The sequence below is a fragment of the Thiothrix nivea DSM 5205 genome (genome assembly GCF_000260135.1).
Lineage (GTDB): Bacteria > Pseudomonadota > Gammaproteobacteria > Thiotrichales > Thiotrichaceae > Thiothrix > Thiothrix nivea.
Genome location: NZ_JH651384.1, coordinates 4,023,596 through 4,048,295, shown reverse-complemented (window position 1 = coordinate 4,048,295; position 24,700 = coordinate 4,023,596). Strand labels below are relative to the sequence as shown.

Below are 24,700 nucleotides of genomic sequence, written 5' to 3'. Positions count from 1 at the left end.
CCCCTTATCAGGGGAGGAGGAAGAAACCACTACATCCCTGCCTCCCTCCCCTGATAAGGGGGGGATTGGGGAGGGGTTTCTTTCAAGGGAAGCAGGCACAGAGGAAACAACCACCGGCGGAGGTGTATCCTTCAACCTCCACACCGGAATTCCCATTGCCTGCATGTAGCGGCTCCGCAGTTGCGCATCCACAGGCGCTTACACCCCCTGATGGTGCTGCGGGTGTTCGCGCAGTGACTGGCTGGCCAATTTGTTCCAGGCGTCCACGTAAGACTTGGCGGAGGCGATTACGATGTCGGTGTCAGCACCGTGGCCGTGGATGATACGCCCACTCTTTTCCAGACGTACCGTCACTTCGCCCTGCGCATCCGTGCCGCTGGTGATGTTGTTGACGGAATACAGTGCCAGGGTCGCGCTTTCGCCGACAATGGCTTCGATTGCCTTGAACACAGCATCTACCGGGCCACCACCCATAGCGGTCGCGGTGTGCTCCACACCTTCCACCTTCAGGGTGACGCGGGCGTTAGGCGATTCGCCGGTTTCGGAACAGACGTGGGATGCAACCAGCTCATACACAGCGCTTTCTTCAGCGGCACGCGCATCCATCATCAACACCATCAGGTCTTCGTCGAAGATGTCATGCTTGCGGTCTGCCAAATCCTTGAAGCGGGAGAAGGCGGCATTCAGCTCTTCTTCGGACTTCAGCTCAATGTTCAACTCTTGTAAGCGGGTTTTGAAGGCGTTGCGACCAGAATGTTTGCCCAACACGATCTTGTTGTCGCTCCAGCCCACGTCCTGCGCGCGCATGATTTCGTAGGTTTCGCGGTGTTTGAGCACGCCATCCTGATGGATGCCGGATTCGTGGGCAAAGGCGTTCGCGCCAACGATGGCCTTGTTGGGCTGTACCGGGAAGCCGGTGACGCTGGAAACCAGGCGGGAAGTCGGCACGATATGGGTGGTGTCGATGCGGGTTTCGACCGGGAACACATCCGCGCGGGTGCATACCGCCATGACGATTTCTTCCAGGGAAGCGTTACCGGCACGTTCACCCAAGCCGTTGATGGTGCATTCGACCTGGCGTGCACCATTCATGACGGCAGACAGGGAATTGCCGACCGCCAAGCCGAGGTCGTTATGGCAATGCACCGAGAAAATGGCCTTGTCAGCATTCGGGATGGTCTGGATCAAGCGACCGACGATTTCGCCAAATACGGATGGGATCTGATAGCCGACCGTATCCGGGATATTGATGGTACGTGCGCCTGCGTCAATCGCCGCTTCGATTACCCGGCAGAGGAAATCGAATTCGGAGCGACCCGCGTCTTCACAGGAAAACTCAACATCGTCGGTGTAGTTACGCGCCCGTTTCACTGCAAATACGGCCTGTTCCACTACTTGATCCGGCGTCATGCGCAACTTGTTTTGCATGTGGATTGGGGAGGTGGCAATAAAGGTGTGGATACGCCCGGAATTGGCCGGTTTGATAGCCTCAGCCGCACGGTCGATGTCTTTTTCCAGCGCACGGGCGAGGCCACAGATGGTGCTGTCCTTGACGATGCTGGCGATGGCTTTCACAGACTCGAAATCGCCGGGGCTGGCAATCGGGAAACCGCCTTCGATGACGTCCACCCGCATTTTTTCCAGCATCAACGCAATGCGGATTTTCTCTTCCTGCGTCATGGAGGCGCCGGGGCTTTGTTCGCCATCGCGCAAGGTGGTATCAAAAATAATCAAACGCTCTTTTGACATGGTTTTGCTCCAAAACACGGCTGCACGCTGTCAGGTTTGGCAACTCGTGTATCAATCTGAAAGTGGGGGTAATGATAGCGCGTATAGCCCCGCCGGGCGTAAGAATTTATACCGCCCAGCCGGGCAGTCGCAGGAAGGATAGGAGCAATGTGTTGCGGTAGGTGTTCATGGTGTGAACGCTACAACAAAGTGGGTTCAAGTTCAAGCATCCTTATTTTTTATTCGCACAGAAAAGCGCGGGGAAGCCGCCCAAAACCTTATCCGGAAAATCTTGCCAAACCGGCCCCAACCGGTAACCTTTCCCCCACCCGCCTGTATAACAAGGCAAGTACAAAGACAAGGAACCAAACCAACATGCAAACCGATTCCCCACCCCGCATCAAACGCCGCAAACCATTGTTTGCACTGCTGATGTCCCTCATCCTGCCCGGTTTCGGGCAGCTTTATAATGGCGAAATAAACAAGGCGATCTGGCTGTTTCTCAGCTTTACGTTGCTGGCTGTACCGGCGGTCGTGCTGATTGCGCTGTACCTGCCCGCCAGCTGGACGTTGCCCGCCCTGCTGGCCAGCGTGCTGGCGTGGCTGGGGGTGTGGCTATACGGAATGGTGGATGCCTTCCGCAGTGCTCGCCGCAAACAAGATCATGTGCTGCAAGGCTGGCAGAAAAGCGGCACCTATGTACTGGTGCTGCTGCTTTGCAGCGTGCTGGCGCTGCCGCTCCTGACCGATTACCTGCGGCAGAATCTGGTGGAATCGTTCCGCGTACCTTCGGAAAGTATGCAGCCGACCGTGCTCAAGGGCGACATCCTGTTTGCCGACAAGCGTTACAACCGCCCCGGTTACAAACAGGCGGTGCAACGTGGCGACATTGCCATTTTTGTTTACCCCAACAACCGCACCACCTATTACATCAAGCGTATCATCGGTTTGCCGGGGGAAAAGATCCAGGTCAAGGGAGCCGACGTGCTCATCAACGGCAAACCGTTGCGCACCGAGGTCAGCGATACGGATAATGGGCTGCTGGTGACAGAAAGCAGCGAGGGTAAAAGCTGGCAGGTGTTCTGGGGCGAAAACAAACTGCAACTGCCACAAACCGAACTGATGGTTCCGCCTGGGCATGTCTTCGTGATGGGTGACAACCGCACCGGCAGCAATGACTCCCGCTTTTTCGGCGTAGTGCCGTTACAGGATGTGGTTGGCAAGGCGCGTCAGATATGGTTCTCTGCCAGCGGCAACAGCGTGCATTGGGAACGGATGGGGAAAGTGTTGCAATAGGTGGTAAACTGTACCCAATCATAATCACATGGGTCTAGACATCTACATGAATATAGCCCGGCCCGTAGTTCTTGAAGGTCTTGGGTTTGTCGGTTTCCGACTCGCCTGACTGCGCCGCATATAAGTCTTGCAGGCGGTTGGCCTGATGCCGTTTTAACAGGCGGATCAGCGGGGAACGCACCATGTCCTGCTTGATGAATTCACGGGTCACGACCAGCAGGTCATCCACGGTCAACAGCAAGGTACGGCGCAATTCGACGACAATCTCCTCCTGAATGGGGGTCAGAGCCGTATGGACTTGATGGGGACGATGCGAACGGTCGTTCATGCTCTCCCGACCACGCCATTTAAGGATGGTCGAACGACTCACATTGAAGTGCTTGGCGGCTGCTTCGAGCGTCATCTTGCCTTTGCTGTCCCGAATCTCTTCGCGTATCTTTGGGGTCGTGCGGGCTTGGCTATGGATGTTCATGCGTCAACTCTTTTCCTGATTGTAGGCTGTTCAGTACCTGACGGGCGCGGTGCAGTTTACCAAATTTATAGAGCTTATAATCACATGGGTCTAGACAGATACGGAAACTCGACTTGCCAGTAGAACTTCCGCCCTCATACCGTGGCTCCTACCCCTATCATCTTTCATTGTCCGGGGTGGAGAAAACCCCCGGCTACATGCCTGTTAGACCAAAACACCAAAAATCCTGTAACTGGCTGTTTCTTGGCTTTGCGTTTCTGGTTGTTCCGGCGATTGCCGAAGAAACCGATAAAAACGGCGCATTGTTCGTGACCGAAACGGATGGTGAAAAACAATGGCAGGTCTATTGGGCAAACACCAACCCGAAGCTGCCGCAGACGGAGATGATCATTCCGCCTGGGGAAGTTTTCGTGCTGGGTGACAACCGCGCCGCCAGCAACGACTCCCGCTTTTTCGGCACGGTGCACTTGCAGGATGTCATCGGCAAGGCGCGTCAGGTGTGGCTGTCGGTCAAGGGGAATGAGGTGAAGTGGGAGCGGATGGGGCAAGTACTAAAGTAGCCGTACTGCGTGCAATTTCCAGCTCCTCATTGGTTGGAACCACCAGCAGCCTGAGCGGTGCATCCGGCTGCTGGAATTCCAGAACCCCGTCAGTCGGCAGCCAGTTGCGTACCCAATCCGGCTCCACGCCCAAGCCTTCCAGATTACGGCACACCAGTTCGCGGATGCGCGCCGAATGTTCACCGATTCCGCCGGTAAACACGATGGCATCCACCTTGCCCAGCACCGCCAAGTATGCGCCGATGTATTTCTTCACCCGGTAGGCAAACATGGCCTCGGCCAGTTGCGCGGCTTCGTCACCTTTCTCGGCCCGCTGCTGGATTTCGCGCATATCACTGACGCCGCAGACGCCTTTCAGGCCGCTGTGCTTGTTGAGCAAGGATTCCAGCGCCGCGCTATCGAGGCCAGTTTCACGTTGCAGGTAGAAATGCAGCGCCGGGTCAATATCACCGCAACGGGTTCCCATCACCAACCCTTCCAGCGGGGTCATGCCCATCGAGGTATCAACGCTTTTGCCCCCGGCAATCGCGGTGGCGCTGCACCCGTTGCCCAGATGCAGGGTAATCAGGTTGAGGTCAGCCAAGCCAGTTTGTAAATAAAGCGCCGCCTGTTGTGCCACATAGCGGTGTGAAGTGCCGTGGAAACCGTAGCGGCGCACCTTGTGCTCGCGATACAGGCTTTCCGGCAGCGCATAACGGAATGCGACCGGCGGCATGGTCTGGTGGAAAGCGGTATCGAACACCGCCACCTGCGGCACGTCGGGGAACAGGCGTTGCGCTACCTCGATACCTTCCAGATTGGCCGGGTTGTGCAGCGGAGCCAGCGAAATCATGGCGCGGATGGCGGCAATGACATCCGCGTCGATCTGCGCCGGTTGGTGGAAGCGTTCACCACCGTGCACCACCCGGTGGCCGATGGCGTCGACCGTGACGCCACTCGCCTGCAAATGCTGGATGATCCGCTCCAGCGATTGATGATGCGAAGCGATTTCACTGCCCGCTTCACCGATACGGTCGATCAGCCCTTTCACCAACACCTGCTGATCCGCCATCGCGAACACCTGGTACTTGATGGAAGAGCTGCCCGCATTCAGCACCAGAACTTTCATGCTGCCGCCTCCTGCTGCGCCTGTATTGCGGTGATCACCACGGTATTCACGATGTCGGTCACGGTACAGCCACGGCTAAGGTCATTGACCGGCTTGTTCAAGCCTTGCAGCACCGGGCCGATGGCCACCGCGTTAGCGGAACGCTGCACCGCCTTATAGGTGTTGTTGCCGGTATTCAGGTCGGGGAAGATGAATACCGTCGCTTTGCCTGCCACTTCGCTGTTGGGCATCTTGGAACTGGCTACGCTGGCGTCGACTGCCGCGTCGTACTGGATGGGACCATCCAGCTTCAGATCCGGCCTGCGGACATGGGCAAGCTGCACGGCAGCACGTACCCGTTCCACATCCGCCCCCTTGCCGGATTCGCCGGTGGAATACGACAGCATCGCAGTGCGCGGCTCAATACCGAACATGCGCGCGGTGTCGGAAGACGTGACCGCGATGTCGGCCAGTTGCGCTGCATCCGGGTTCGGATTGACGGCACAGTCACCGTATACCAGTACCCGGTCTTCCAGACACATGAAAAACACGCTGGAAACCAGGTCGCAGCCCGGTTTGGTCTTGATCACTTCAAACGCCGGGCGGATGGTATGCTGGGTGGTATTAACTGCCCCCGACACCATCCCGTCGGCATAGCCGAGGTGAACCATCATGGTGCCGAAATAGCTGACATCCACCATCGTATCCCACGCCAGCGCGGGGGTAGCACACTTGTGCTTGCGCAATGCGTAATAAGCATCGGCAAATTCCTGCCGCAAGGGCGAAGTACGCGGATTGATGATGGCGATATTACGCAGTTTCAGGCCAAGGTGAGCCGCTTTGGCTTTTACCTCCTCCTCAACCCCCAGCAACGTGACCTGCACCACATCACGCAGGGAAAGGATTTCCGCCGCCCGCAACACGCGCTCATCACTACTTTCCGGCAACACGATGTGCTTGCGCTGTGACTTGGCTCGCTGGATCAGTTCATACTCGAACATCAGCGGCGTCATACGCTTGCCCGGATTCTGGATGATCAGCTCGCGTAACTGGTGCATGTCGACGCAGGATTCCACCAAACCCAGCGCCACCGCAATCTTGCGCTCGTCGGAAGGCAGGATCATGCTCTCGACTTCGTTGACCTTGAGCGCGGTTTCAAACGTATCCCACGGTGATAGCAGGATCGGCAGGCGTAACGGGTTCATCCCCTCCAGCAAGGCGCTGACATCAGGCGGCGGCCGTTGCCCGCCAGTGAGGATCATGCCCGCAATCATCGGATAAGCGGTGGAAACATCCGCTGCCAGCGTACCCAGAATGATGTCGGAACGGTCACCCGGCGTAATCACCATGCTGCAATTTTCCAGATGGCGCAGGAAATCCTGCACCTGCATGGCCGCAATCTTGTAGCGGGAAACTTCGTGGTTGAACGACTGCGGCGTACCGTACAGGCACTCCAGCCGCAGTTCGCGGGCGATTTCCCCCACGGTCGGGCGCTCCAGCGAATAACGTTCCGGCAAAACGAAAAACGGGAAGCGGGAACCTTGCAACAGTTCATTGAGGCTGTCGACCTGCTCCGGCGGCACGCGGTTGGCGAAGGCGGCCAGTAACTCGCAATGCTGCCCGGCGGCCAGATGTTCTTCCAGTATCCGCACCGCGTCGGCGATTTCCCCGGCAGTACGCCCGTAACCTTTCACCACCGGCATGAACAGACAGCCGAAATGGTTGGCCAAGGTAGCGTTGAAATCCAGCTCCAGCGCGGTATTGGCTCCGGCGAAGTCAGTGCCTGCGCAGACCACGATGTCAGTCTTTTCCTGCACGGCACGGTATTTGGCCAGGATCAGTTTCAGCAACTCGTCATGACGGCCTTCCGCCACCATGCGCCTTGCCACATCTTCGGTGCAGCCGTACAGCTCGCTACCGGCCACTTCCAGCGCATAACGTTTGGAAATCAGGTGGATGAGCGGGTCATGCCCGTTATTCTCACGGATCACCGGGCGGAAGAAACCCACTTTAGGCGTCATGGCGCGCAGCATTTCCATCATGCCCAGCACGATGATCGACTTGCCGCTACGGGGCTCCGCCCCGGCTATATAAACACTGTGAAACACGGTCTATCCCCTGTTACAGAATGACGCACACTGATTGTTATGTTTATTCATGTTGTGAAACCTTCCCTGCGGTATTGTGCATTGCAGCATTTATCATAATCAATCGGGCGGCGGCTGCCAATGAGATTTTGTGATCATTCGATGAACGCAGGCTTTTTTTATCTTCACCCACCCGTATCTGACAGTTTCATCTTACAAAGGCCAGCACCATAAAATGGTGGGGATAGTGACACACCCCGCCAAAATGCTTAAGGGTAACCCCAACCGGATGTAATCGGTCAACCGGTAGCCACCCGGCCCATACACCATCAAATTGGTCTGATAGCCAATCGGTGTAATAAAACTGGCGGAAGCGGCAAACATGATGGCAATGGCAAATGGCGTCAGATTGACACCCAGTTGTTCCGCTATCGCCTCTGCAATCGGGAACATCAGCACCGCTGCCGCATTGTTGGTAATGAATTCGGTAAACATGACGGTCATGGCGTAAACCACCACCAGCGCCATAACCGGCGTCAATGGCAGGCTTTGCATCAGCTGTGTCGCCAGAAATTTGGCCGCACCCGTAGAACTCATTGCCTCCCCCAAGGCAAACGAAGCACCAATCACCGTCAGCACCGAGAAATCGATGGAGCGCCGCGCCAGCCCCGCATTCATACAACCGGTGATTAACATGACACCGGCAGCCAGCCATGCTGCCTGCAATATCGGTACAATCTCGAATGCACTTAAAGCCACCATCACAGCCAGTATGGCCAGCGCCAGTTGTGCTTTCTGGAAATTGGGCGGGCTGGAGTCTTCCAGGGCACTAACCAGCAGGAAATCCTTACGGAAACGGTACTGTTTGGCAAACTCCTTGCCGACTTCCAGCAGCAAGGTATCACCAACCCGCAGATGTACTCCCAGCCCATTATCCGGCAGGGCAGACGTACTACCCCGTGACACCGACAATACCACCGCCTGATAAGAACCGAGAAAGTCACATTCCTGCAAGGTCATGCCTAGAAAAGGAAAATCCGGGCCGATTACGGCCTCCACCAGACGGCGGCGGAAATGCACAATGTCCAGCCGGTGAATATCCTCATTTGCCGGTTTCAAGCCCTGAATGCTGCGCAGCTCATGTGCGCAACGTGGTACGCCGATGAAAGACAGGCGGTCATTTTCCTCCAAAATAAAGTCACGCGACGGCCCCTGAATCACGACTGTGCCCCGGGTCAGCTCTACCAGATGGCCGAAGCCCAGATTCACCAAGCCTGCCTCTGACAAGCTCTGACCAACCAAGGTAGAACCATTTACCAGCATATCAATTTGGTACTCCCGCAGGCTTTCCAGACCTTCATCGACACCACCCCGGTCGGGCAATATAGAGTTGCCAAAGGTCAGCAGAAACGCGCCTGCAACCAGTAACAACATCAGCCCCACGACACTAATGTCGAATACCCCAAGCCCTGGATAACCTTTTTCCTGCAACAAACCATTCACCACCAGATTGGTACTGGTGCCTATCAACGTACAGGTTCCCCCCAGAATGGCGGCAAAACTCAGCGGCATCAACAGTTTGGAAGGTGGCAGTTTCAAGCGCTGGCTCCATTCCTGAACAGCTGGAATCAGCATCGCCACCACGGTGGTATTATTGAGAAAGGCGCTCAATCCCGCAGTCGGCAGCAACATGCGGAACTGTGCACCACGCACCGTTTTCGGTTGCCCCAGCAAACGGCGGGTAATGCACTGGATTGCGCCAGTTTCACGCAAGCCCGCTGCGACAATGTATAACGCGGCAATCGTCATCAGGCCGGTGTTGGCAAAACCGGCGAAAGCCTCCTCCGGCGGCACAACCCCACTGACCAGCAGAATGATCAGTGCCGCCATCAGGATCAGATCAGGCGCAATACGGGAAAATGCCAGAAAACCCAGCACGCCCAGCACCAACAGGGTAGACAGCATCCCTTCCCAACCCATACAGCAATCCCTCCTGTAACAACCTTCCTGAAGTTAAAGCACCATGCCTGCCCCGACCGTATTGTTGGTGCTTTCATCAATCACGATGAAAGCACCGGTCGCCCGATTGTCAGCATAGGCATCCACCGATAAAGGCTGCGCCAGTTTGAAACTGACACGGGCAATGTCATTCATCGCCAGTTGTTCTACTGGCTGTTTATCCAGCGTATTGACATCCACCCGCCATTCGATACCAGCCAGTTTCGCCTTGCTGTCACGGGTGGTATGGCGAATCAGGTAAGTACGCGCCCGATCCAGCGGCGTTTCCGCCAGCCAGCATACGGTGGCTTCCAGTTGCTTGCTCTGGGTTGGCAGTTCACCGCTTTTCACGATCATGTCGCCGCGCGAAATATCGATTTCATCCGCCAGCAGCAAGGTTACAGACTGTTCGGTAATGGCTTCCCCCAGCCCTTCGCCACCCAGCTCGATGGCCTTGATGATACTGGTCAGGCCGGAAGGCAGCACGGTAACGCTATCGCCCACCCTGATATGGCCGGATTCCACCCGCCCCATGAAACCCCGGTAATCGTGCAATTCCGGGTTGGCCGAGTCCTGCGGGCGGCATACATACTGCACCGGGAAGCGGAATGGCTGGGTCAGGCGGCCCTCCACGCCGGGGGAGGTTTCCAATACATCCATCAGAGTCGGCCCCTGATACCAGTCAAGCCTGTCGCCGCGCTCGACCACCATGTCGCCTTTCAAGGCGGATAAAGGCAGGAAACCTACATCATGGATACCGAGTTGCTCAGCGAAGTCCAGATAATCGCGTCTGATTTCCTCAAAACGCTCCTCGCTGTAATCGACCAGATCCATCTTGTTCACCGCCACCAGCAGGTGCGGAATCCCGACCAGATGCGCCAGACAGGAATGGCGGCGGGTCTGGGTCAGCACGCCCCTGCGCGCATCCACCAGAATGATGGCCAGATTGGCAGTGGAAGCCGCCGTCACCATGTTGCGAGTGTACTGCTCATGCCCCGGCGCATCCGCGATGATAAACTTGCGCGTGCCGGTGGAAAAATAGCGGTAGGCCACGTCGATGGTAATCCCCTGCTCCCGCTCGGCCTGCAAGCCATCGGTCAGCAGTGACAGGTCAACCTCCTGCATTCCGCGTTTCTGCGACGTTTTTTCAATCGCGTGCAAGGTATCCGCCAGAATCACCTTGGAATCGAACAACAGCCGCCCGATCAGGGTACTTTTACCGTCATCCACGCTGCCACAGGTCAGCAGGCGCAACAGGCCGTGGTCTTCAACAAACTGTGTCATCAGAAATAGCCCTCTTTCTTGCGTTGTTCCATGGCGGCTTCGCTGGCCTGGTCATCCAGCCGGGTTGCGCCGCGCTCGGTAATGGTGGTGGTCGCCGTTTCGGCAATGATTTTTTCAATCGAATCCGCATCAGACTCGACAGGAGCCGTACAGGTGATGTCGCCAACAGTGCGGAAGCGTACTTGCAGATTGATGATTTCCTCATCCGCTTTGGCCGGGGTCAGGTCGGTCACGGGCACAATTGCACCGTTACGCTTGACCACCGGACGCTGGTGGGCAAAGTAGATATTCGGCAGTTCCAGCCCTTCGCGCTCGATGTATTGCCACACGTCCAGTTCGGTCCAGTTGGAAATCGGGAAAGCACGAATGTTTTCCCCCTTGTGGCTGCGTGCGTTGTACAGGTTCCACAGTTCCGGACGCTGGTTTTTCGGATCCCACTGGCCGAATTCATCGCGGAAACTCATGATACGCTCCTTCGCCCGCGCCTTTTCCTCGTCGCGGCGCGCGCCACCGATACAGGCATCGAAACCGTGTTCCTCGGTCGCTTCCAGCAGGGTGACGGACTGGTGCTTGTTGCGCGATTCATCCGCGTGCTTGAGTACCACCGTGCCGCGTTGCATGGAATCTTCCACCGAACGCACGATCAGACGCTCGCCCAGTTCTTCGGCCTTGCGGTTACGGAAAGCAATGACTTCCGGGTAATTGTGGCCGGTGTCGATGTGCAGCAGCGGAAACGGGAAACGTCCGGGGCGGAACGCTTTTTCCGCCAGCCGCAGCAGGCAGATGGAATCCTTGCCACCGGAAAACAGCAGCGCCGGGTTGCTGCACTGCCCCGCCACTTCGCGCAGGATGTGGATGGCTTCGGCCTCCAGCCAGTCGAGATGGGAAAGACCGCTACGGGCAGTTTGTTGTTGACTGAAAAACATGTTGAGTCCTTTATTCCTGATTCACATAAGCCGCACGAATGACGAAATCACCGAAGCTTTCCGCTTCACGCCGGTGCGTTGCATAAGCAGTAAACAGCTCATCCAGCACGGTGAGAATGGCGGCTTCATCCAGATTTTCCCGGTACAGCCGGTTCAAGCGGTCGCCGTTGAAACTAGCCCCCAGATACAGGTTGTAACGCCCTAGCGACTTGCCGATCAGGCCGATTTCACCCAGCACGGAACGCCCGCAACCATTCGGGCAGCCGGTCATGCGGATCTTGATGTCGTCATGGCGCAAGCCGTATTTATCCAGCGACACTTCCAGCTTGCTGATCAGATCAGGCAGGTAGCGTTCGGCTTCCGCCATCGCCTGTGGGCAGGTATTGAGCGCCACGCAGGCAATGGAATTACGCCGCAAGCCGGACAGGTGGCTGGCATCCGGTGCATAGCCATGCTCATGCAGAATGTTTTCCACCACCTCAATGTCGGCTTCGCGCACCCCGGTCAGGATCAGATTCTGGTTGCCGGTCATGCGGAAACCGCTGAGGTTTTGCTGTGCGATTGCCCGCAAGGCAGATTTCAGACGGTGGGTATCGTTATCCAGCACCCGCCCGTATTCCAGCCGCAGCCCCAGATGCCACAAGCCATCGGTACTGGAACGCCAGCCGAAACGGTCGCCAGTGGTGGCAAATTCAAACGCCCGCACCTTGCTGAGGGCAAAACCCAGCCGCTCATGCAGTTCCTGCTGGAACCAGTCCAGCCCGAAACGATCAAGGGTGTATTTGAAGCGCGACAGTTTGCGATCCTGCCGGTTGCCGTAATCGCGCTGGATGGCGACGATGTGGAAACACACCTCCAGCACCTGTTCCGGCGTGCAGAAACCAATCACTGAGGCCAACCGTGGGTAGGTGTCATCCCGCCCGAACGTCATGCCCAGCCCGCCGCCAACCGCGACATTGAAACCGGCCAGATGACCGTTTTCTGCCACCGCAATCAGGCCGATGTCATTGGCGTACACGTCCATATCGTTGAAGGGTGGAATCGCAATCGCAATCTTGAACTTGCGCGGCAGGTAGTGCTTGCCGTACAGCGGTTCGGTTTCTGCGGCTTCGCCACCGGCAACCAGGGTTTTGCCCTGTTCCTCATCCAGCCAGATTTCGTGGTAGGCACGCGATTGCGGCAGCAAGTGGTCACTGATTTTCTGCGCCCATGGGAATACCTCGGCATGAACCCGCGACAGTGCCGGGTCAGGCGTACACATCACGTTGCGGTTGACATCACCGCACCCGGCAATGCTGTCGAGCAGGGCAGCATCCATCGCCTTGATGGTGTTTTTCATGTCAAACTTGATGATGCCGTGGAACTGCAATGCCTGGCGGGTGGTAATCCGCGATGTACCGTTGCCGTACTGGTTGCTGATGTCGTCCAGCTTGATCCATTGCGCGGCACTTAAATCACCACCGGGCACACGCAGGCGAATCATGAAGGAATACGCCGGTTCCAGTTTCTTTTCCTGGCGGTGCAGGCGTACATCGCGGTCGTCCTGCATGTAGGAACCGTGGAATTTCACCAGTTGCACGTTGTCTTCGCTGATGGCGGCGGTAATCGGGTTGCGGAAGTCATCCGCCAGATTGCCGCGCAGGTAGTCGCTGCGATCCTTGATGTGTTCGACCGCAGAACCGTTGGCCGCCAGCTCGTTCAGTGGCTTGGGGTCAATTCGTGCCGTCATACCGCTGCCTGCTCCTGTGGTTTACGGGTACCATCGTGCAGGCCGCATTCCTGATTGTGGGCTTCCCACCACCAGCGCCCGGAACGCTCGTCTTCGCCCGCAGCCACCGCGCGGGTGCAGGGCGCGCAGCCGATGCTGGGGTAAAACTGGTCATGCAGCTGGTTGTAAGGAATGTCGTGTTTGCGTACATCGCCCCACAGCTCGTTGGTAACAGCGTGTAGCAACGGATTGAATTTCAGCAAATCACGCTGTTCGTCCCGTTCAAACAGGTTCATGTCGGCGCGGTAAGCGGACTGGGCTGCGCGCAAGCCGGTAATCCACACCTGCACACCCTGCAAGGCGCGGTTCAGCGGCTCAATCTTGCGGATGTAGCAGCATTCCTTGCGGTTCCCGACGGATTCGTAAATCGCATTGATGCCCTTGAGAGTGACGTAATGCTCGATAGCCTCTGTTTGCGGGTAGTAAGCCCTGATCGGCTGGCCGTATTTCTTGCGGGTCACATCCAGTACGTCGTAGGTTTCGCTGAAGTTGCGCCCGGTATCGAGAGTAAAAACTTCAATATCCAGATCGTTGCGGAAGATGGCGTCGGTGATCACCTGATCCTCCAGCCCCAGACTGGTGGAAAAGGCGATACGCCCGTCGAAGCGCTGGCGCAGGGCAATCAGGGCTTCATCCAGCATCAGGTCAGCAAATTCGGCATTCAGGGTTTGCAACGGTGCAGTGTTCAGAGTCATGGTTTGTTACCTCGTAAAAAGATTATGCGAAGCAGTATCCATGAATCATTAAATCGAAAAAAACGATATATTTAGATATAAATATCTTCTTAATCGCTAACTATTATTTAAACCACCAACCACGGGGTTAATTGCCCGAGTAAATCACTCGGATATACTGATTCTCATGTCAGCGTCTCATTCACTGGCTGACATGCTCAGCAGACATTAACAACGGAATGAATCAAAGGAGGCTGCCATGCAACCTTATGTGAGTAAACACGATGAGCCGTTGAGCTCCCCGCCCGATACAAGCAAACTGTTCCAAAGTTACCCCGTGCGCAAAGTAGGTATCCAGCATATTCAGCAATGGATGATGGCGGGCTGGAATGACCTCAAACACAATCCATCAGCTAGCCTTGCCTACGGCGCCGTATTTGCCATTATTGGCATAATGTTGAATCTGGTGGCAGATGCCAACCCGCTGTTCATTGCTGCCTGTACGACCGGTTTCCTGCTGGTAGGGCCGTTTCTGGCCGTCGGGCTGTATGACCTGAGTCGCCGGATTGAGGATAATGAACCACCCACCCTCCGGCATTCCATGCTGGCATTAAACCGCAATGTGTTCAGTCTGGGCATTTATGCCATGGCGCTGGGGGTCATGATGATTGCCTGGGTGCGTGCATCCGCACTGGCTGTAGCACTATTCTTCCATGCCGACAGTGACACGGTGTCCAATGCTGGCTTTGCCGATATGGTCGGCAGCATCATGGCAATGGAAAACGGCTTCTGGATGGTGCTGGGCTTTACCCTGACAGGTTTGTTATTTGCGGCAGTTGCGTTTGTCACTGGCGTGGTGACTGCCCAGTTACTGATTCACAAGGATGTAGACATCGTGACCGCAGGCGCGACCAGTCTGCGTGCCGTCATGAAAAACCCGATGCCGATGCTGGCATGGGCGCTGACCATTACTGCAACCATGATGCTTGGTATCGCCACTTTCTATCTGGGCTTGATCGTCTTGTTCCCACTGATTGCACATGCCAGCTGGCACGCTTACCGCGATCTGGTTGATACAGGAAAATCCGTTTAAACAACGATGAGTGCACGTACTCTCCTGAAAAGCATCCCCCTGCTCCATGCCGGACTGGGGGATTGCCTTTTTAAACACGGAACAATCAGTAAATATCGCGCTGGTAACGACGCTCACTCATGAGGCTGGCTAACCATGCTGAGGCTTCTTCCGGGTCTTTACCTCCGTGAGTCGCCACAATAGCCTGCAATGCCTGATGTACGTCTTTGGCCATGCGGTTCATGTCGCCACACACGTAGACATACGCCCCCTGCTCCAGCCACCGCCAGATTTCCGCCCCCGCTTCCAGCAGACGGTGTTGCACATAAATCTTGTCAGCCTGATCGCGGGAAAACGCCACACTCATGCGTTCCAGCGTCCCATTGGCCAATAGCTGCTGCCATTCGGCCTGATAGAGGAAATCGGTGCGGAAGTGCTGTTCACCGAAAAACAGCCAGCTATTACCCTGCACATCCTGCGCTTCCCGCTCAAACAGGAAACTACGGAAAGGTGCCACACCTGTGCCAGCACCAATCATGATGATTTTTGCCTGCGGGTCGGAAGGCAGCTTGAAATTGGGGTTGGCTTTGACATGAACAGCCGCTGTTTCCCCTGCCTGCAAACGTGCCAGCCAGTTGGAAGCAGCACCCAGATGAGTACGCTTCTGGTAAGCATATTCCACCCGCTTGACCAGCAAGTGAACTTCATCGGGGTGTGCTGTCGGGCTGGATGCAATCGAATACTGACGCGGCTGCAAGGGGCGCAGGATGTCGACCAGTTGCTGGGCAGAAAGTGTTCCCGCAAATTCCCGCAATACATCAACCCAGTCAGCGGCATACAACCAGTCCTGCAAGGCCGTTTTATCTTCGGCAGCTACCTGTAATTCCGGGTGGCCGATGGTTTCAGCGTAGGCTTTCAGCTGGCGACGGGTGACGCTACGCAATTCACGCTGGCGGAGCAGGGCCTCATGCAAACTGATTGCCTCGCCTTTGAGCTGCACTTTTTCATCTGCTGACCAGCTGCCCAGACTGAGAACTTCATCCACCAATTGCGGGTCGTTGTCAAAAGCCACAGCCAGAATATCGCCCGGCTGATAATCAATGCCGGAATCTTCCAGTGAAAACTCCAGATGCAGTACATCCTTTTCCGAGCCATCATCGGTCAGAATGGCATTGGTCAACAACTCAGCAAGAAACGGATTGTCGGCAGAGTATTCCAGCACCTTCGTTACCTGTTCCGCCAGTGGGTTCAGGTTGAAATGGATGTTGTTATCGGCCTGCACTGACGGGGTTTTCCCGACAACCTGCTGCTGCCAGTCATGGGCGGTAGCGGTGAAATCAACGTCGCAATCCACCCGCTCCAGCAGGCGTTTCGCGCCCAGTTCGGCCAGACGCTGATCCAACACCTGCCCGGTCTGGCAGAATTCTTCATAGCTGGAATCACCCAGCGCTAACACGGCATATTCCAGCGATTCCAGACGCGGGGCACGTTCGCTTTGCAGGAAAGTGAAAAATGCGCGGGCATCATCCGGTGGTTCACCATTACCGTGGGTGCTGATGACAGCAACAATACGCTGTTCCTTTTTCAGCTGCTGCGAACGGTAATCCTTCATGTTGACCAGTACCGCAGTGGAACCTTGAGCTTGCAGGCGAGCCAGCAACTGTTCCGCTACCTTTTTACTATTACCGGTCTGACTACCGTAAAGAATGGTGGTTTTGATACCCTGACTGACTGCTGCCGGAAACGCCGCAGACGTGCTTTGAGCCAGTCTGGTTTCATCATACTGATAGCTCAGGCCAGAGATATAGCCACTCACCCAAGCCAGTTGCGCAGGTGTCAGGCCATGCACGGCTCCGCTGACCTGCTGGAATTGTTGTGGACTTAATAACATGGCACGGCTCCCTGAAATTGAATGACAGCAGTATCAACGACAACTCAAAGCGAAAAAAACGATATATTTAGATAAAAATATCTCTAAAAAAGATAAATATCAGGTTTTCTTCAGGATCACCAAGGCAATACCCCCCAGAATCGCCATTGAAGCCAGCACAAATCGTAGTGTAAGTGCTTCACCCAAAAACAAAATCCCTCCCAGCGCCGCAATCACCGGCACACTAAGCTGTACGGTTGCTGCCGTGGTTCCCTTCAAAACTGGCAGCACCGAATACCACAACGCATAGCCCATACCGGAAGCCACTGCACCGGAGACAATCGCATACCCCACCCCGACCGCATCCAGATTTGCCGAGTTGATGAACAACACACTCAGTAATACCGCAAACACCATCCCCCGCAGGAAATTTCCGGTTGTCACCCGTGTCGGATCACCCGAAATACCTTTACCACGCAAGGAATACACACCCACGCTACCCCAGCAATAATCATTAATACGGAACCAGTCAATGGCGGCGCAGACAGCCCCGGCAACAACAACCCGATCAGCCCCGCCAGTGCCAGTATCAGCCCGAAGGTTTGCTGTTTGTTCTGGCGCTCCCCCTGCCACAAGCCATAGCACCGGAAATCAGCCGGATGCTGGTGAACGTAGCCGGATCAATCGGCGTTTCCTTCAAGGCAATACGGCACAGCACCGAATTACCCGCAAAGGCGATCATGGTCAGCAAAGTAAGTAAAGCGAGACAAAGGTATGACATGGCTGACCCTTTACAGATAAGGCATTATGGTATTGCCACTGTATAACGATCCCGATACCCTCGCATTCTTTACGGGCTTGAGCACCGATTTCTGTTGTCATCAGGCGCCAAAGCCAACTATTGACCCAAGGAGAATGACAATTGGAACGTCGTACTTTTCTGAAATCCGCCTCGCTGCTCGCGTTAAGCCTGCCAATGAACCGCATCTGGGCAGCCGAATCCAGCCCTCAAGCCGCTGCTGCAACAGCTTTTGCCCCGACACCGGACAGCGGATGGCGGGTTTTCGAGCTGGTTTCCCGGCTAAACCTGCCCACCGCTGAAGGCGTGAAACAAGCATGGGTACCACTGCCATCCGTTTACGCTGACGACTGGATGCGCCCGATGGGGAATCTGTGGCAGGGCAACGCCAGCCAGATGCAGGTTTACACCGATACCAAATACCAGACCCAAATGTTGCACGCGGTATGGGATGAGAAACAGACTGAAGCCCCCATGCTGGAAGTCACCAGCCGCTTTGCCACCCGTGATCGTGCCGTGGATTTCGACAAACCGGGAACTGTGCCTGAACTCAGTGCAGCAGAACGCGCCCTTTATACCGAGCCGACCGAACTGTTACCCACCGATGGCATCGTGCGCGAAACGGCTGAAAAGATTGTCACCGGCAAGGATAACGACCTCGACCGGGCGCGCGCCATTTACGACTGGATTGTGGAAAACACCGTGCGCGACCCCAAGGTAGAAGGCTGTGGTATCGGCGATATTCGCTGGATGCTCGAAACCGGCAACCTCAAAGGCAAATGTGCCGACCTTAATGCCCTGTATGTCGGTCTGGCGCGTGCTGCTGGCCTGCCTGCCCGCGATGTCTACGGCTTACGGGTAGCCGATTCCCGCTTTGGCTATCACAGCCTGGGCAAGAGTGGCGATGTCAGCAAAGGGCAGCATTGCCGGGCAGAAGTATTCCTCAGTGGCTTTGGCTGGACAGCAGTCGACCCGGCGGATGTGCGCAAAGTCATGCTGGAAGAAAACAAACCCGACCAACTGGGTCTGGATGACCCTAAAGTCGTGGCAGCACGCAAGACCCTGTTTGGCGGCTGGGAAACCAACTGGCTGGCCTATAATGTCGCCCACGATCTGGCGTTACCCGGCAGCACCGGCAAACGTGTTCCGTTCCTGATGTACCCGCAGGCAGAAACTGCCAATGGTGAACGTCTTAATGGCCTCAAGCCGGATACCTTCAGCTACACCCTGACTTCACGGGAAGTGGCTCCGCTGGCCTGATAAAACCAACCTGATCCACGCCTTCACTGGCGTGGATATTTCAACGCGACACTTAGTGTTCTCAATCGGCGCAGGGGTAATCTGTATACCCTACCGCCGGATCAGCCAAACCCACGCCGTAGAACGTATTGAAATCAGGCGGGTTCATCGGCAGGTTTTCCTGCAAGCGGCGTGGTAAATCCGGGTTGGCAATGATCAGCTTACCGAACGACACAGCGTCTGCTTCGCCTGCATCCAATATCTGCTGAGCGCTGCTGCCATCGAAACCTTCGTTGGCGATGTAGAAACCGCCGAACGCTGCTTTCAGTTGCGGGCCAATCCGGTTTTCACCCAAAGATTCACGGGCAAAGATGAAGGCAATCTTGCGCTTACCCAGTTCGCTTGCTACATAGCTGAAAGTCGCCAATGGGTCAGAATCCCCCATGGTATGCGCATCACCGCGCGGAGCCAGATGCATACCGACCCGACCTGCGCCCCATACGCCGATGACAGCATCGGTTACTTCCAGCATCAGGCGAGCACGGTTTTCGATGGAACCACCGTAAGCATCAGTACGCTGGTTGGTGCTGTCTTGCAGGAACTGGTCGAGCAAATAACCGTTTGCACCGTGGATTTCCACCCCATCGAAACCGGCGCGTTTGGCATTTTCCGCGCCCTTGCGGTACGCATCGACGATGCCGGGCAGTTCATCCGTTGCCAGCGCACGCGGTACTTCGTAAGGTTTTTCCGGGCGTACCAGACTGACATGCCCTTCGGCAGCAATCGCACTCGGCGCAACCGGCAATGCACCATCCAGATAGCTGGAATCCGAAATACGCCCCACATGCCAGAGTTGCAGGAAAATCAGCCCGCCCGCTTGATGTACCGCATCCGTGACCAGATTCCAGCCTTCCACCTGCTCATCTGACCAGATACCGGGGGTGTCGGGGTAGCCTACGCCCATCGGTGTGACGGAAGTGGCTTCGGTCAGGATCAGACCTGCGCCAGCACGCTGCCGGTAGTACTCGGCCATCAATGCATTCGGCACACGCCCGGCACTGGCGCGGCAACGTGTCAGGGGAGCCATGATGATACGGTTACGTAGCTGGAGATCGCCCATCTGGGCGGGGTCAAATAATGAAGTCATGTGTTCGTTCCTGTTGTTCTGGATGCAGGAAGCTTAGCACGCAGGTAACAACCTTACTCTCAACGGAGAGTTGAAGGTGAATGCATCTTTGGTCAATAATTTTCCCAACTGTGATCCTACAACTCAGCAGAATGTTTTATGCTTTTTGTGCCAGAACTGCCCTGACGGGTGCGAAACTGCACCGATGGATGGGGGTTGCGCCATGTTCACGCAGCGCCGCCAGATGTGCTGCCGTGCCGTAACCCTTGTGTTTGGCAAATCCGTATTGTGGGTATTGCGCATCCAGCGCCACCAGTTCTGCGTCGCGCGCCACTTTCGCCAGGATGGAAGCGGCGCTGATTTCTGCCACCGTTGCGTCCCCGCCGATAATGGCTTCCATGCGGTAAGGCAGTTTCGGGCAGCGGTTGCCGTCAATTTTTACCAGATCGGGCTGCATGGCCAAAGCTTCCAGCGCCCGCTGCATGGCGAGGAAAGTAGCTTGCAGAATGTTGATGCGGTCGATTTCTTCCACCTCCGCCCGCCCCAGGCTCCAGGCCAGTGCTTTGGTACGGATCTCTGCTGCCAATTGTTCGCGGCGTTTGGGGCTGAGTTTCTTGGAATCATTGAGGCCAGCGATGGGTTGCTGCGGGTCAAGGATCACGGCAGCAGCGACGACTGCGCCAGCCAGCGGGCCGCGCCCAACCTCATCGACTCCAGCAACCAACATCAGGATTTTCTCAACACAAAGACGGACGCAGGCGGAATATTCATCAATACGGAACCCTTCCGCTCAATCAGGAAGCCTTCTTTCTGCAAGCGTTCAAACAAACGCACCTGACGCACGAACGGCGTATAACTCATCTGCACGATGGTGGAGCCGCTGTTGAGGGCATCGCGGAATTGCTCGACCAGCCGTTCGGAATAAAATGGCCCGGTCACCGGCATACAGGACACAATCAGGCAATTTGCCAGACCGCCGCTACTGTCATCCAGTGGCAGGGTGAAAAAGTCTTTGGCCAGCAAAGGGGTATGCGCCCCAAAACGCTCATGGAACTGGCGCACAAAGGCCGGATGCTTTTCCACATACACAAACGGGATGTTAGCCTGGATGAAATACTGCGCTACCACGCCGCTGCCCGTGCCGACAAAGACACCGCGCACGTATTGCTGGAAAAACCCAGCTGCCACGGCAAACATTTTCGCCCCAAACTGATTGCTGGAGCTGATCACGGAACCCGTGTGCTTGAATTTGGTAAGGTAGGCCATGATACTTTTATTCCTGTGTATTGTGCTGGAAATGCCTAAGGATAACACTGGCCGCGCAGTGACTCGCATCCTTGCGCAATTGCCCGTGCAGTTCGTGGAAGCGTTGCAAGATGTAAGCGCGGCGTTCATCGGGCAGGGCAAACAACTGTTCCAATGCCTGTGCCAGATTGTCTGGCGTGATCGCTTCCTGTAAGAATTCGGGAACAAGTGCCTCATTCGCCAGATTGTTTGGCAAGGTGACGAAACGGACTTTCAACAACTTGAAGGTGCGGATGATCCAGGCCGTCAGCGGCGCAACCCGGTAGGCCGCCACCATCAGCCTTCCGGCCAGCATCCCTTCCAGCACTGCCGTGCCGGAGGCCATCAAGATGTAGTCTGCCACCTGCATCAGGGTGCGTGATTGCCCATCCAGCACGGTAAGCGGCAAGCCCGGCGCGGCCTGCTGGCGGATGGTTTCGAGTTCATCACGCAGGGGACGGTTAATGGCGGGCGTAGCAAACAGCAGGTCAGGATGCCGTTGCCGCAATTGTTCAGCGGCTTGCAGGAAATCGAAAGCCATCCGGCGCACTTCCCCCCGGCGGCTACCGGGCAGGATGGCGAGGATACGCCTGTCCTGTGGCAAACCAAGCTGTTCACGGGCGCTGGAACGGCAGGCATCGAATTCCACCTCGTCTGCCAGCGGATGCCCGACGAATTCGGCGGGGATACCATGTTGCCGATAGAAATCAACCTCAAACGGGAACAAGGCCAACATCAGGTCGAGATTGCCCCGCATCTTGCGCACACGCTTCGCCCGCCATGCCCAAACGGAAGGGCTGACATAATGAACGGTTGGAACACCTGCGGCGTGCAACTTTTTTTCTATCGGCAAGTTAAGGTCAGGCGCATCCACGCCGATAAACAGGTCGGGGGGGTCAGCCAACCAACGTTGCAGCAGACGTTTACGGATGGAAAGCAACTCCGGCAGGCGGGGCAAGACTTCCACCAGCCCCATTACCGAAAATTTCTCCAGTGGAAACAGGCCAATGCACCCGGCAGCCAACATTTCCGGCCCGGCAATACCTTCAAACTGGAGATGTGGCGCTTGCGCGCGCAATGCCAGGATCAGGCGCGCCGCCAGCAAATCCCCCGAGGCTTCCCCGGCGATGATGGCAATCCGCTTCATGCGTTAACGGATCAACCCCCGCTGGCTGTTGTGGCAGAAGTCGAGCAACAGGCGAATATCAGCGTGTTCGCCGTAGTCGCTGTCAATTTTGGCTAACGCTTCCTGGGTGGACAAACCCTGGCGGTAGAGGATACGGTGGGCTTCCTTGATGCGGTGGATGGCTTCAGTGTTGTAACCACGCCGTTTCAGCCCTTCCAGGTTGATGCTGCGTGGTTCGGCGGGCGCGCCGGTCACCATCGCATACGGCGGCACATCCTTACCGATGGCGGAACCCATGCCGGTGAAAGCGTGTTCGCCAATCACGCAGAACTGGTGCACCAAGGTGAAACCGCCAAGGATCACCCAGTCGCGGATTTCCACATGCCCTGCCAGGGTGGCGCTGTTGGCGAAGATGGTGTTGTTGCCGACGGTACAGTCATGGGCAATATGCACATAGGCCATGATCCAGTTGTCATCGCCAATCACGGTTTTGCCCTTGTCCTGCGCCGTGCCTCGGTTGAGGGTACAGCATTCGCGGATCACATTGCGGTCACCGATGATGAGTTCAGTCGGCTCACCCTGGAATTTCTTGTCCTGCGGAGCCGCGCCGACAGAGGCAAACTGATAAATCTGGTTGTATTCACCCATCCGCATCGGGCCATCCACCACCACGTGCGGGCCAATGCGGCAACCCCTGCCGATGACCACATCCCCACCAATGATGGAATACGCGCCGATCTCGACATCCCCGGCCAGTTGCGCCGAGGGATGGATAACCGCTGTCGGGTGAACCAGGTTACTCAAGCAGCCTCCTCTTTTTTCGCCGCGCACATGAGTTCAGCCGACACGGCCAGCTTACCGTCCACGCGCGCTTCGGCAGAAAACACCCACATGATGCCTTTACGTTTGACCAGTTCCACTGTCATCACCAACTGGTCACCGGGTACAACGGCTTGTTTGAAACGGGCTTTATCAACCGCCACCAGCAGGTAAAGTGTATCGGTCTGCGGCTCTTCACCCATGGTACGGAAACCCAGCAAACCCGTTGCCTGCGCCAATGCTTCGATAATCAGGACGCCCGGCATGATAGGTTGATGCGGGAAGTGCCCATTGACCCACGGCTCATTGACCGTAACATTCTTGATGGCGGTCAGTGACTTGCCTACTTCGTATTCCACGACGCGATCCACCAACAGAAACGGGTAACGGTGTGGCAGGTAATTTCTGATTTGTTCAACGTTCATTGTACCCATAGCAGCTCAATTGCTCCCTTTATCTTGTAAAGCCGCCAGCTGTTTTTCCAATTCCTGCAAGCGGCGCGCTAATTTGTCTAACTGGTTAAAACGCACGGCGTTCTTACGCCAGACAGTATTTTCCACTATTGTTGTGCCGGAAGAATATACCCCCGGTTTGGTAATGGAATGCGAAACCAGGCTGGTGCCGGTTACCACAACATTATCGGCAATACTCAAATGCCCGGCAATCGCGGACATGCCTGCAATCTGGCAGTAACGGCCAATCTGTACACTGCCCGCTACCGCAGTGCAGGCTGCCATCGCGGTGTGTTCGCCAATCTGTACGTTATGGCCAATCTGGATCAGGTTATCCAGCTTGACACCATCACCAATGCGGGTTACCCCCATGGCGGCACGGTCAACGCAAGTGTTGGCACCGATTTCTACATCATCACCCAACACGACATGCCCAACCTGGGGAATCTTGAACCAGGTTTTGCCGTCCGGGGCGAAGCCGAAACCATCAGCCCCTAGCACCGCACCAGAATGGATAATGCAGCGTTTACCGATGACCGTCCCCTCGTACAAGGTGACATTGGCGTACAGATGACTGCCTTCCCCGATGTGGCAATTGTGGCCAATGACGCAACCGGCTTCGATGGTGACGCCATTGGCAATGCTGCTGCCTGCTTCGATAACGGCATGGGAACCGATGCTGCATGTTTCCGCCACCACTGCATCACTAGCGATAACCGCTGTTGGGTGGATACCGGCAGGCGCAAGCGAAGATGCGTGCAGCAAGGTGACGGCTTTTGCGTAGGCAAGATAAGGGTTTTGGCTGACCAGGCAGTTGCCCTGGTAATTTTCCGCCAAATCAAGAGGCAGGATCAGGGCACTGGCCTGAGAGGATTCAAGGTAACGGCTGTATTTGGCGTTGCGGATATAGCTGATTTCGCCAGCCTGCGCCTGCTCAACCGGGGCAACGGCACGCAACCGCAGTTGTGGGTTGCCTTGCAGGCTGGAACCGGTATGCTCAGCCAGCTCCTGGAGAGTGTAACCTTCATCCATG

The 24,700-nt window shown here is 56.1% G+C and carries 23 protein-coding genes; 4 read left to right on the top strand and 19 right to left on the bottom strand.

Annotated elements, in window-relative coordinates; translation table 11 throughout:
* Positions 1-198: 198 nt before the first annotated feature.
* Positions 199-1,749 (bottom strand): 2-isopropylmalate synthase, encoded by a 1,551-nt coding sequence (locus THINI_RS20150; RefSeq protein WP_002710365.1) that lies wholly within the window; start codon positions 1,747-1,749, stop codon positions 199-201.
* 354 nt (positions 1,750-2,103) lie between these two features.
* Between THINI_RS20150 and lepB (THINI_RS20145) the strand changes: the two genes are divergently transcribed.
* Entirely contained in the window at positions 2,104-3,024 is a 921-nt protein-coding gene (lepB, locus tag THINI_RS20145; RefSeq protein ID WP_002710364.1) for a signal peptidase I, read from the top strand.
* A gap of 34 nt (positions 3,025-3,058) precedes the next feature.
* Here lepB (THINI_RS20145) and THINI_RS20140 read toward each other — a convergent pair whose 3' ends face one another.
* Complete coding sequence (locus THINI_RS20140) at positions 3,059-3,496, bottom strand: IS481 family transposase (protein WP_002710363.1); 438 nt, start codon at positions 3,494-3,496, stop codon at positions 3,059-3,061.
* Between the two features lie 197 nt (positions 3,497-3,693).
* On the opposite strand from THINI_RS20140, the gene lepB (THINI_RS20135) reads away from it, so the two are divergent.
* Positions 3,694-4,056, top strand: coding sequence for a signal peptidase I (lepB, locus tag THINI_RS20135; protein ID WP_040839631.1), 363 nt, complete (start codon positions 3,694-3,696; stop codon positions 4,054-4,056).
* Here the strand turns inward: lepB (THINI_RS20135) and THINI_RS20130 are convergent.
* From THINI_RS20130 to THINI_RS20100, 7 genes are all read right to left on the bottom strand, one after another.
* A complete protein-coding gene (locus THINI_RS20130) occupies positions 4,007-5,164 on the bottom strand; it encodes an acetate/propionate family kinase (protein WP_002710361.1) in 1,158 nt (385 codons plus the stop codon). The genes lepB (THINI_RS20135) and THINI_RS20130 overlap by 50 nt on opposite strands.
* Positions 5,161-7,251: a phosphate acetyltransferase gene (gene pta, locus THINI_RS20125; RefSeq protein WP_002710360.1), complete on the bottom strand. Its 2,091-nt coding sequence runs from the start codon at positions 7,249-7,251 to the stop codon at positions 5,161-5,163. The genes THINI_RS20130 and pta overlap by 4 nt, the downstream gene beginning before the upstream one ends.
* A 192-nt stretch (positions 7,252-7,443) precedes the next feature.
* Complete coding sequence (locus THINI_RS20120; RefSeq protein WP_002710359.1) at positions 7,444-9,210, bottom strand: SLC13 family permease; 1,767 nt, start codon at positions 9,208-9,210, stop codon at positions 7,444-7,446.
* Positions 9,211-9,243: 33 nt separating this feature from the next.
* Positions 9,244-10,512: a sulfate adenylyltransferase subunit 1 gene (locus tag THINI_RS20115; protein WP_002710358.1), complete on the bottom strand. Its 1,269-nt coding sequence runs from the start codon at positions 10,510-10,512 to the stop codon at positions 9,244-9,246.
* A complete protein-coding gene (gene cysD, locus THINI_RS20110; RefSeq protein WP_002710357.1) occupies positions 10,512-11,438 on the bottom strand; it encodes a sulfate adenylyltransferase subunit CysD in 927 nt (308 codons plus the stop codon). Before cysD ends, THINI_RS20115 begins: the two co-directional genes overlap by 1 nt.
* 10 nt (positions 11,439-11,448) lie before the next feature.
* Positions 11,449-13,167, bottom strand: a complete 1,719-nt coding sequence (locus tag THINI_RS20105; RefSeq protein ID WP_002710356.1) for an NADPH-dependent assimilatory sulfite reductase hemoprotein subunit — start codon at positions 13,165-13,167, stop codon at positions 11,449-11,451.
* Positions 13,164-13,901, bottom strand: coding sequence for a phosphoadenylyl-sulfate reductase (locus tag THINI_RS20100; RefSeq protein WP_002710355.1), 738 nt, complete (start codon positions 13,899-13,901; stop codon positions 13,164-13,166). Before THINI_RS20100 ends, THINI_RS20105 begins: the two co-directional genes overlap by 4 nt.
* 238 nt (positions 13,902-14,139) lie before the next feature.
* Here THINI_RS20100 and THINI_RS20095 point away from each other — a divergent pair, with 238 nt between their 5' ends.
* Positions 14,140-14,973: a DUF2189 domain-containing protein gene (locus tag THINI_RS20095; RefSeq protein ID WP_002710354.1), complete on the top strand. Its 834-nt coding sequence runs from the start codon at positions 14,140-14,142 to the stop codon at positions 14,971-14,973.
* A gap of 85 nt (positions 14,974-15,058) precedes the next feature.
* Here the strand turns inward: THINI_RS20095 and THINI_RS20090 are convergent, their stop codons facing one another.
* From THINI_RS20090 to THINI_RS26775, 3 genes are all read right to left on the bottom strand, one after another.
* The gene (locus tag THINI_RS20090) at positions 15,059-16,843 is read right to left on the bottom strand and encodes an assimilatory sulfite reductase (NADPH) flavoprotein subunit (protein WP_002710353.1); all 1,785 of its coding nucleotides are present in this window, start codon (positions 16,841-16,843) and stop codon (positions 15,059-15,061) included.
* A gap of 99 nt (positions 16,844-16,942) precedes the next feature.
* Entirely contained in the window at positions 16,943-17,455 is a 513-nt protein-coding gene (locus THINI_RS20085; protein ID WP_245536656.1) for a DMT family transporter, read from the bottom strand.
* The gene (locus THINI_RS26775; RefSeq protein ID WP_245536655.1) at positions 17,412-17,603 is read right to left on the bottom strand and encodes a hypothetical protein; all 192 of its coding nucleotides are present in this window, start codon (positions 17,601-17,603) and stop codon (positions 17,412-17,414) included. Before THINI_RS26775 ends, THINI_RS20085 begins: the two co-directional genes overlap by 44 nt.
* Before the next feature lie 141 nt (positions 17,604-17,744).
* Between THINI_RS26775 and THINI_RS20080 the strand changes: the two genes are divergently transcribed.
* Positions 17,745-18,881, top strand: a complete 1,137-nt coding sequence (locus THINI_RS20080) for a transglutaminase-like domain-containing protein (RefSeq protein ID WP_002710352.1) — start codon at positions 17,745-17,747, stop codon at positions 18,879-18,881.
* 61 nt (positions 18,882-18,942) lie between these two features.
* On the opposite strand, the gene THINI_RS20075 is transcribed toward THINI_RS20080, so the two are convergent.
* The 7 genes from THINI_RS20075 to lpxD all read right to left on the bottom strand — a co-directional run bounded on the left by THINI_RS20075 (position 18,943) and on the right by lpxD (position 24,699).
* Entirely contained in the window at positions 18,943-20,007 is a 1,065-nt protein-coding gene (locus THINI_RS20075) for an alkene reductase (RefSeq protein WP_002710351.1), read from the bottom strand.
* Positions 20,008-20,143: 136 nt separating this feature from the next.
* Entirely contained in the window at positions 20,144-20,713 is a 570-nt protein-coding gene (gene rnhB, locus THINI_RS20070) for a ribonuclease HII (RefSeq protein ID WP_002710350.1), read from the bottom strand.
* On the bottom strand, positions 20,713-21,252 hold the full coding sequence (locus THINI_RS20065) for a hypothetical protein (RefSeq protein ID WP_050988096.1): 540 nt from the start codon (positions 21,250-21,252) through the stop codon (positions 20,713-20,715). The genes rnhB and THINI_RS20065 overlap by 1 nt, the downstream gene beginning before the upstream one ends.
* 7 nt (positions 21,253-21,259) lie before the next feature.
* A complete protein-coding gene (gene lpxB, locus THINI_RS20060) occupies positions 21,260-22,417 on the bottom strand; it encodes a lipid-A-disaccharide synthase (RefSeq protein WP_002710348.1) in 1,158 nt (385 codons plus the stop codon).
* 3 nt (positions 22,418-22,420) lie between these two features.
* A complete protein-coding gene (gene lpxA / locus THINI_RS20055) occupies positions 22,421-23,200 on the bottom strand; it encodes an acyl-ACP--UDP-N-acetylglucosamine O-acyltransferase (protein WP_002710347.1) in 780 nt (259 codons plus the stop codon).
* On the bottom strand, positions 23,197-23,649 hold the full coding sequence (gene fabZ / locus THINI_RS20050) for a 3-hydroxyacyl-ACP dehydratase FabZ (RefSeq protein ID WP_002710346.1): 453 nt from the start codon (positions 23,647-23,649) through the stop codon (positions 23,197-23,199). The genes lpxA and fabZ overlap by 4 nt, the downstream gene beginning before the upstream one ends.
* A gap of 6 nt (positions 23,650-23,655) precedes the next feature.
* Positions 23,656-24,699, bottom strand: coding sequence for a UDP-3-O-(3-hydroxymyristoyl)glucosamine N-acyltransferase (gene lpxD / locus THINI_RS20045; protein ID WP_002710345.1), 1,044 nt, complete (start codon positions 24,697-24,699; stop codon positions 23,656-23,658).
* Position 24,700 lies beyond the last annotated feature (1 nt).

Bases quoted from the DNA above. Each gene is read 5' to 3' on its own strand.
- THINI_RS20150 (WP_002710365.1), bottom strand. From the start codon at position 1,749: ATGTCAAAAGAGCGTTTGATTATTTTTGATACCACCTTGCGCGATGGC.
- cysD (WP_002710357.1), bottom strand. From the start codon at position 11,438: ATGTTTTTCAGTCAACAACAAACTGCCCGTAGCGGTCTTTCCCATCTC.
- THINI_RS20095 (WP_002710354.1), top strand. From the start codon at position 14,140: ATGCAACCTTATGTGAGTAAACACGATGAGCCGTTGAGCTCCCCGCCC.
- THINI_RS20120 (WP_002710359.1), bottom strand. From the start codon at position 9,210: ATGGGTTGGGAAGGGATGCTGTCTACCCTGTTGGTGCTGGGCGTGCTG.
- lpxB (WP_002710348.1), bottom strand. From the start codon at position 22,417: ATGAAGCGGATTGCCATCATCGCCGGGGAAGCCTCGGGGGATTTGCTG.
- lepB (WP_002710364.1), top strand. From the start codon at position 2,104: ATGCAAACCGATTCCCCACCCCGCATCAAACGCCGCAAACCATTGTTT.
- lpxD (WP_002710345.1), bottom strand. From the start codon at position 24,699: ATGGATGAAGGTTACACTCTCCAGGAGCTGGCTGAGCATACCGGTTCC.
- THINI_RS20090 (WP_002710353.1), bottom strand. From the start codon at position 16,843: ATGTTATTAAGTCCACAACAATTCCAGCAGGTCAGCGGAGCCGTGCAT.
- THINI_RS20105 (WP_002710356.1), bottom strand. From the start codon at position 13,167: ATGACGGCACGAATTGACCCCAAGCCACTGAACGAGCTGGCGGCCAAC.
- THINI_RS20075 (WP_002710351.1), bottom strand. From the start codon at position 20,007: ATGACTTCATTATTTGACCCCGCCCAGATGGGCGATCTCCAGCTACGT.
- THINI_RS20130 (WP_002710361.1), bottom strand. From the start codon at position 5,164: ATGAAAGTTCTGGTGCTGAATGCGGGCAGCTCTTCCATCAAGTACCAG.
- THINI_RS26775 (WP_245536655.1), bottom strand. From the start codon at position 17,603: ATGTCATACCTTTGTCTCGCTTTACTTACTTTGCTGACCATGATCGCC.
- fabZ (WP_002710346.1), bottom strand. From the start codon at position 23,649: ATGGGTACAATGAACGTTGAACAAATCAGAAATTACCTGCCACACCGT.
- lepB (WP_040839631.1), top strand. From the start codon at position 3,694: ATGCCTGTTAGACCAAAACACCAAAAATCCTGTAACTGGCTGTTTCTT.
- THINI_RS20115 (WP_002710358.1), bottom strand. From the start codon at position 10,512: ATGACACAGTTTGTTGAAGACCACGGCCTGTTGCGCCTGCTGACCTGT.
- THINI_RS20065 (WP_050988096.1), bottom strand. From the start codon at position 21,252: ATGGCCTACCTTACCAAATTCAAGCACACGGGTTCCGTGATCAGCTCC.
- THINI_RS20140 (WP_002710363.1), bottom strand. From the start codon at position 3,496: ATGAACATCCATAGCCAAGCCCGCACGACCCCAAAGATACGCGAAGAG.
- THINI_RS20100 (WP_002710355.1), bottom strand. From the start codon at position 13,901: ATGACTCTGAACACTGCACCGTTGCAAACCCTGAATGCCGAATTTGCT.
- rnhB (WP_002710350.1), bottom strand. From the start codon at position 20,713: ATGTTGGTTGCTGGAGTCGATGAGGTTGGGCGCGGCCCGCTGGCTGGC.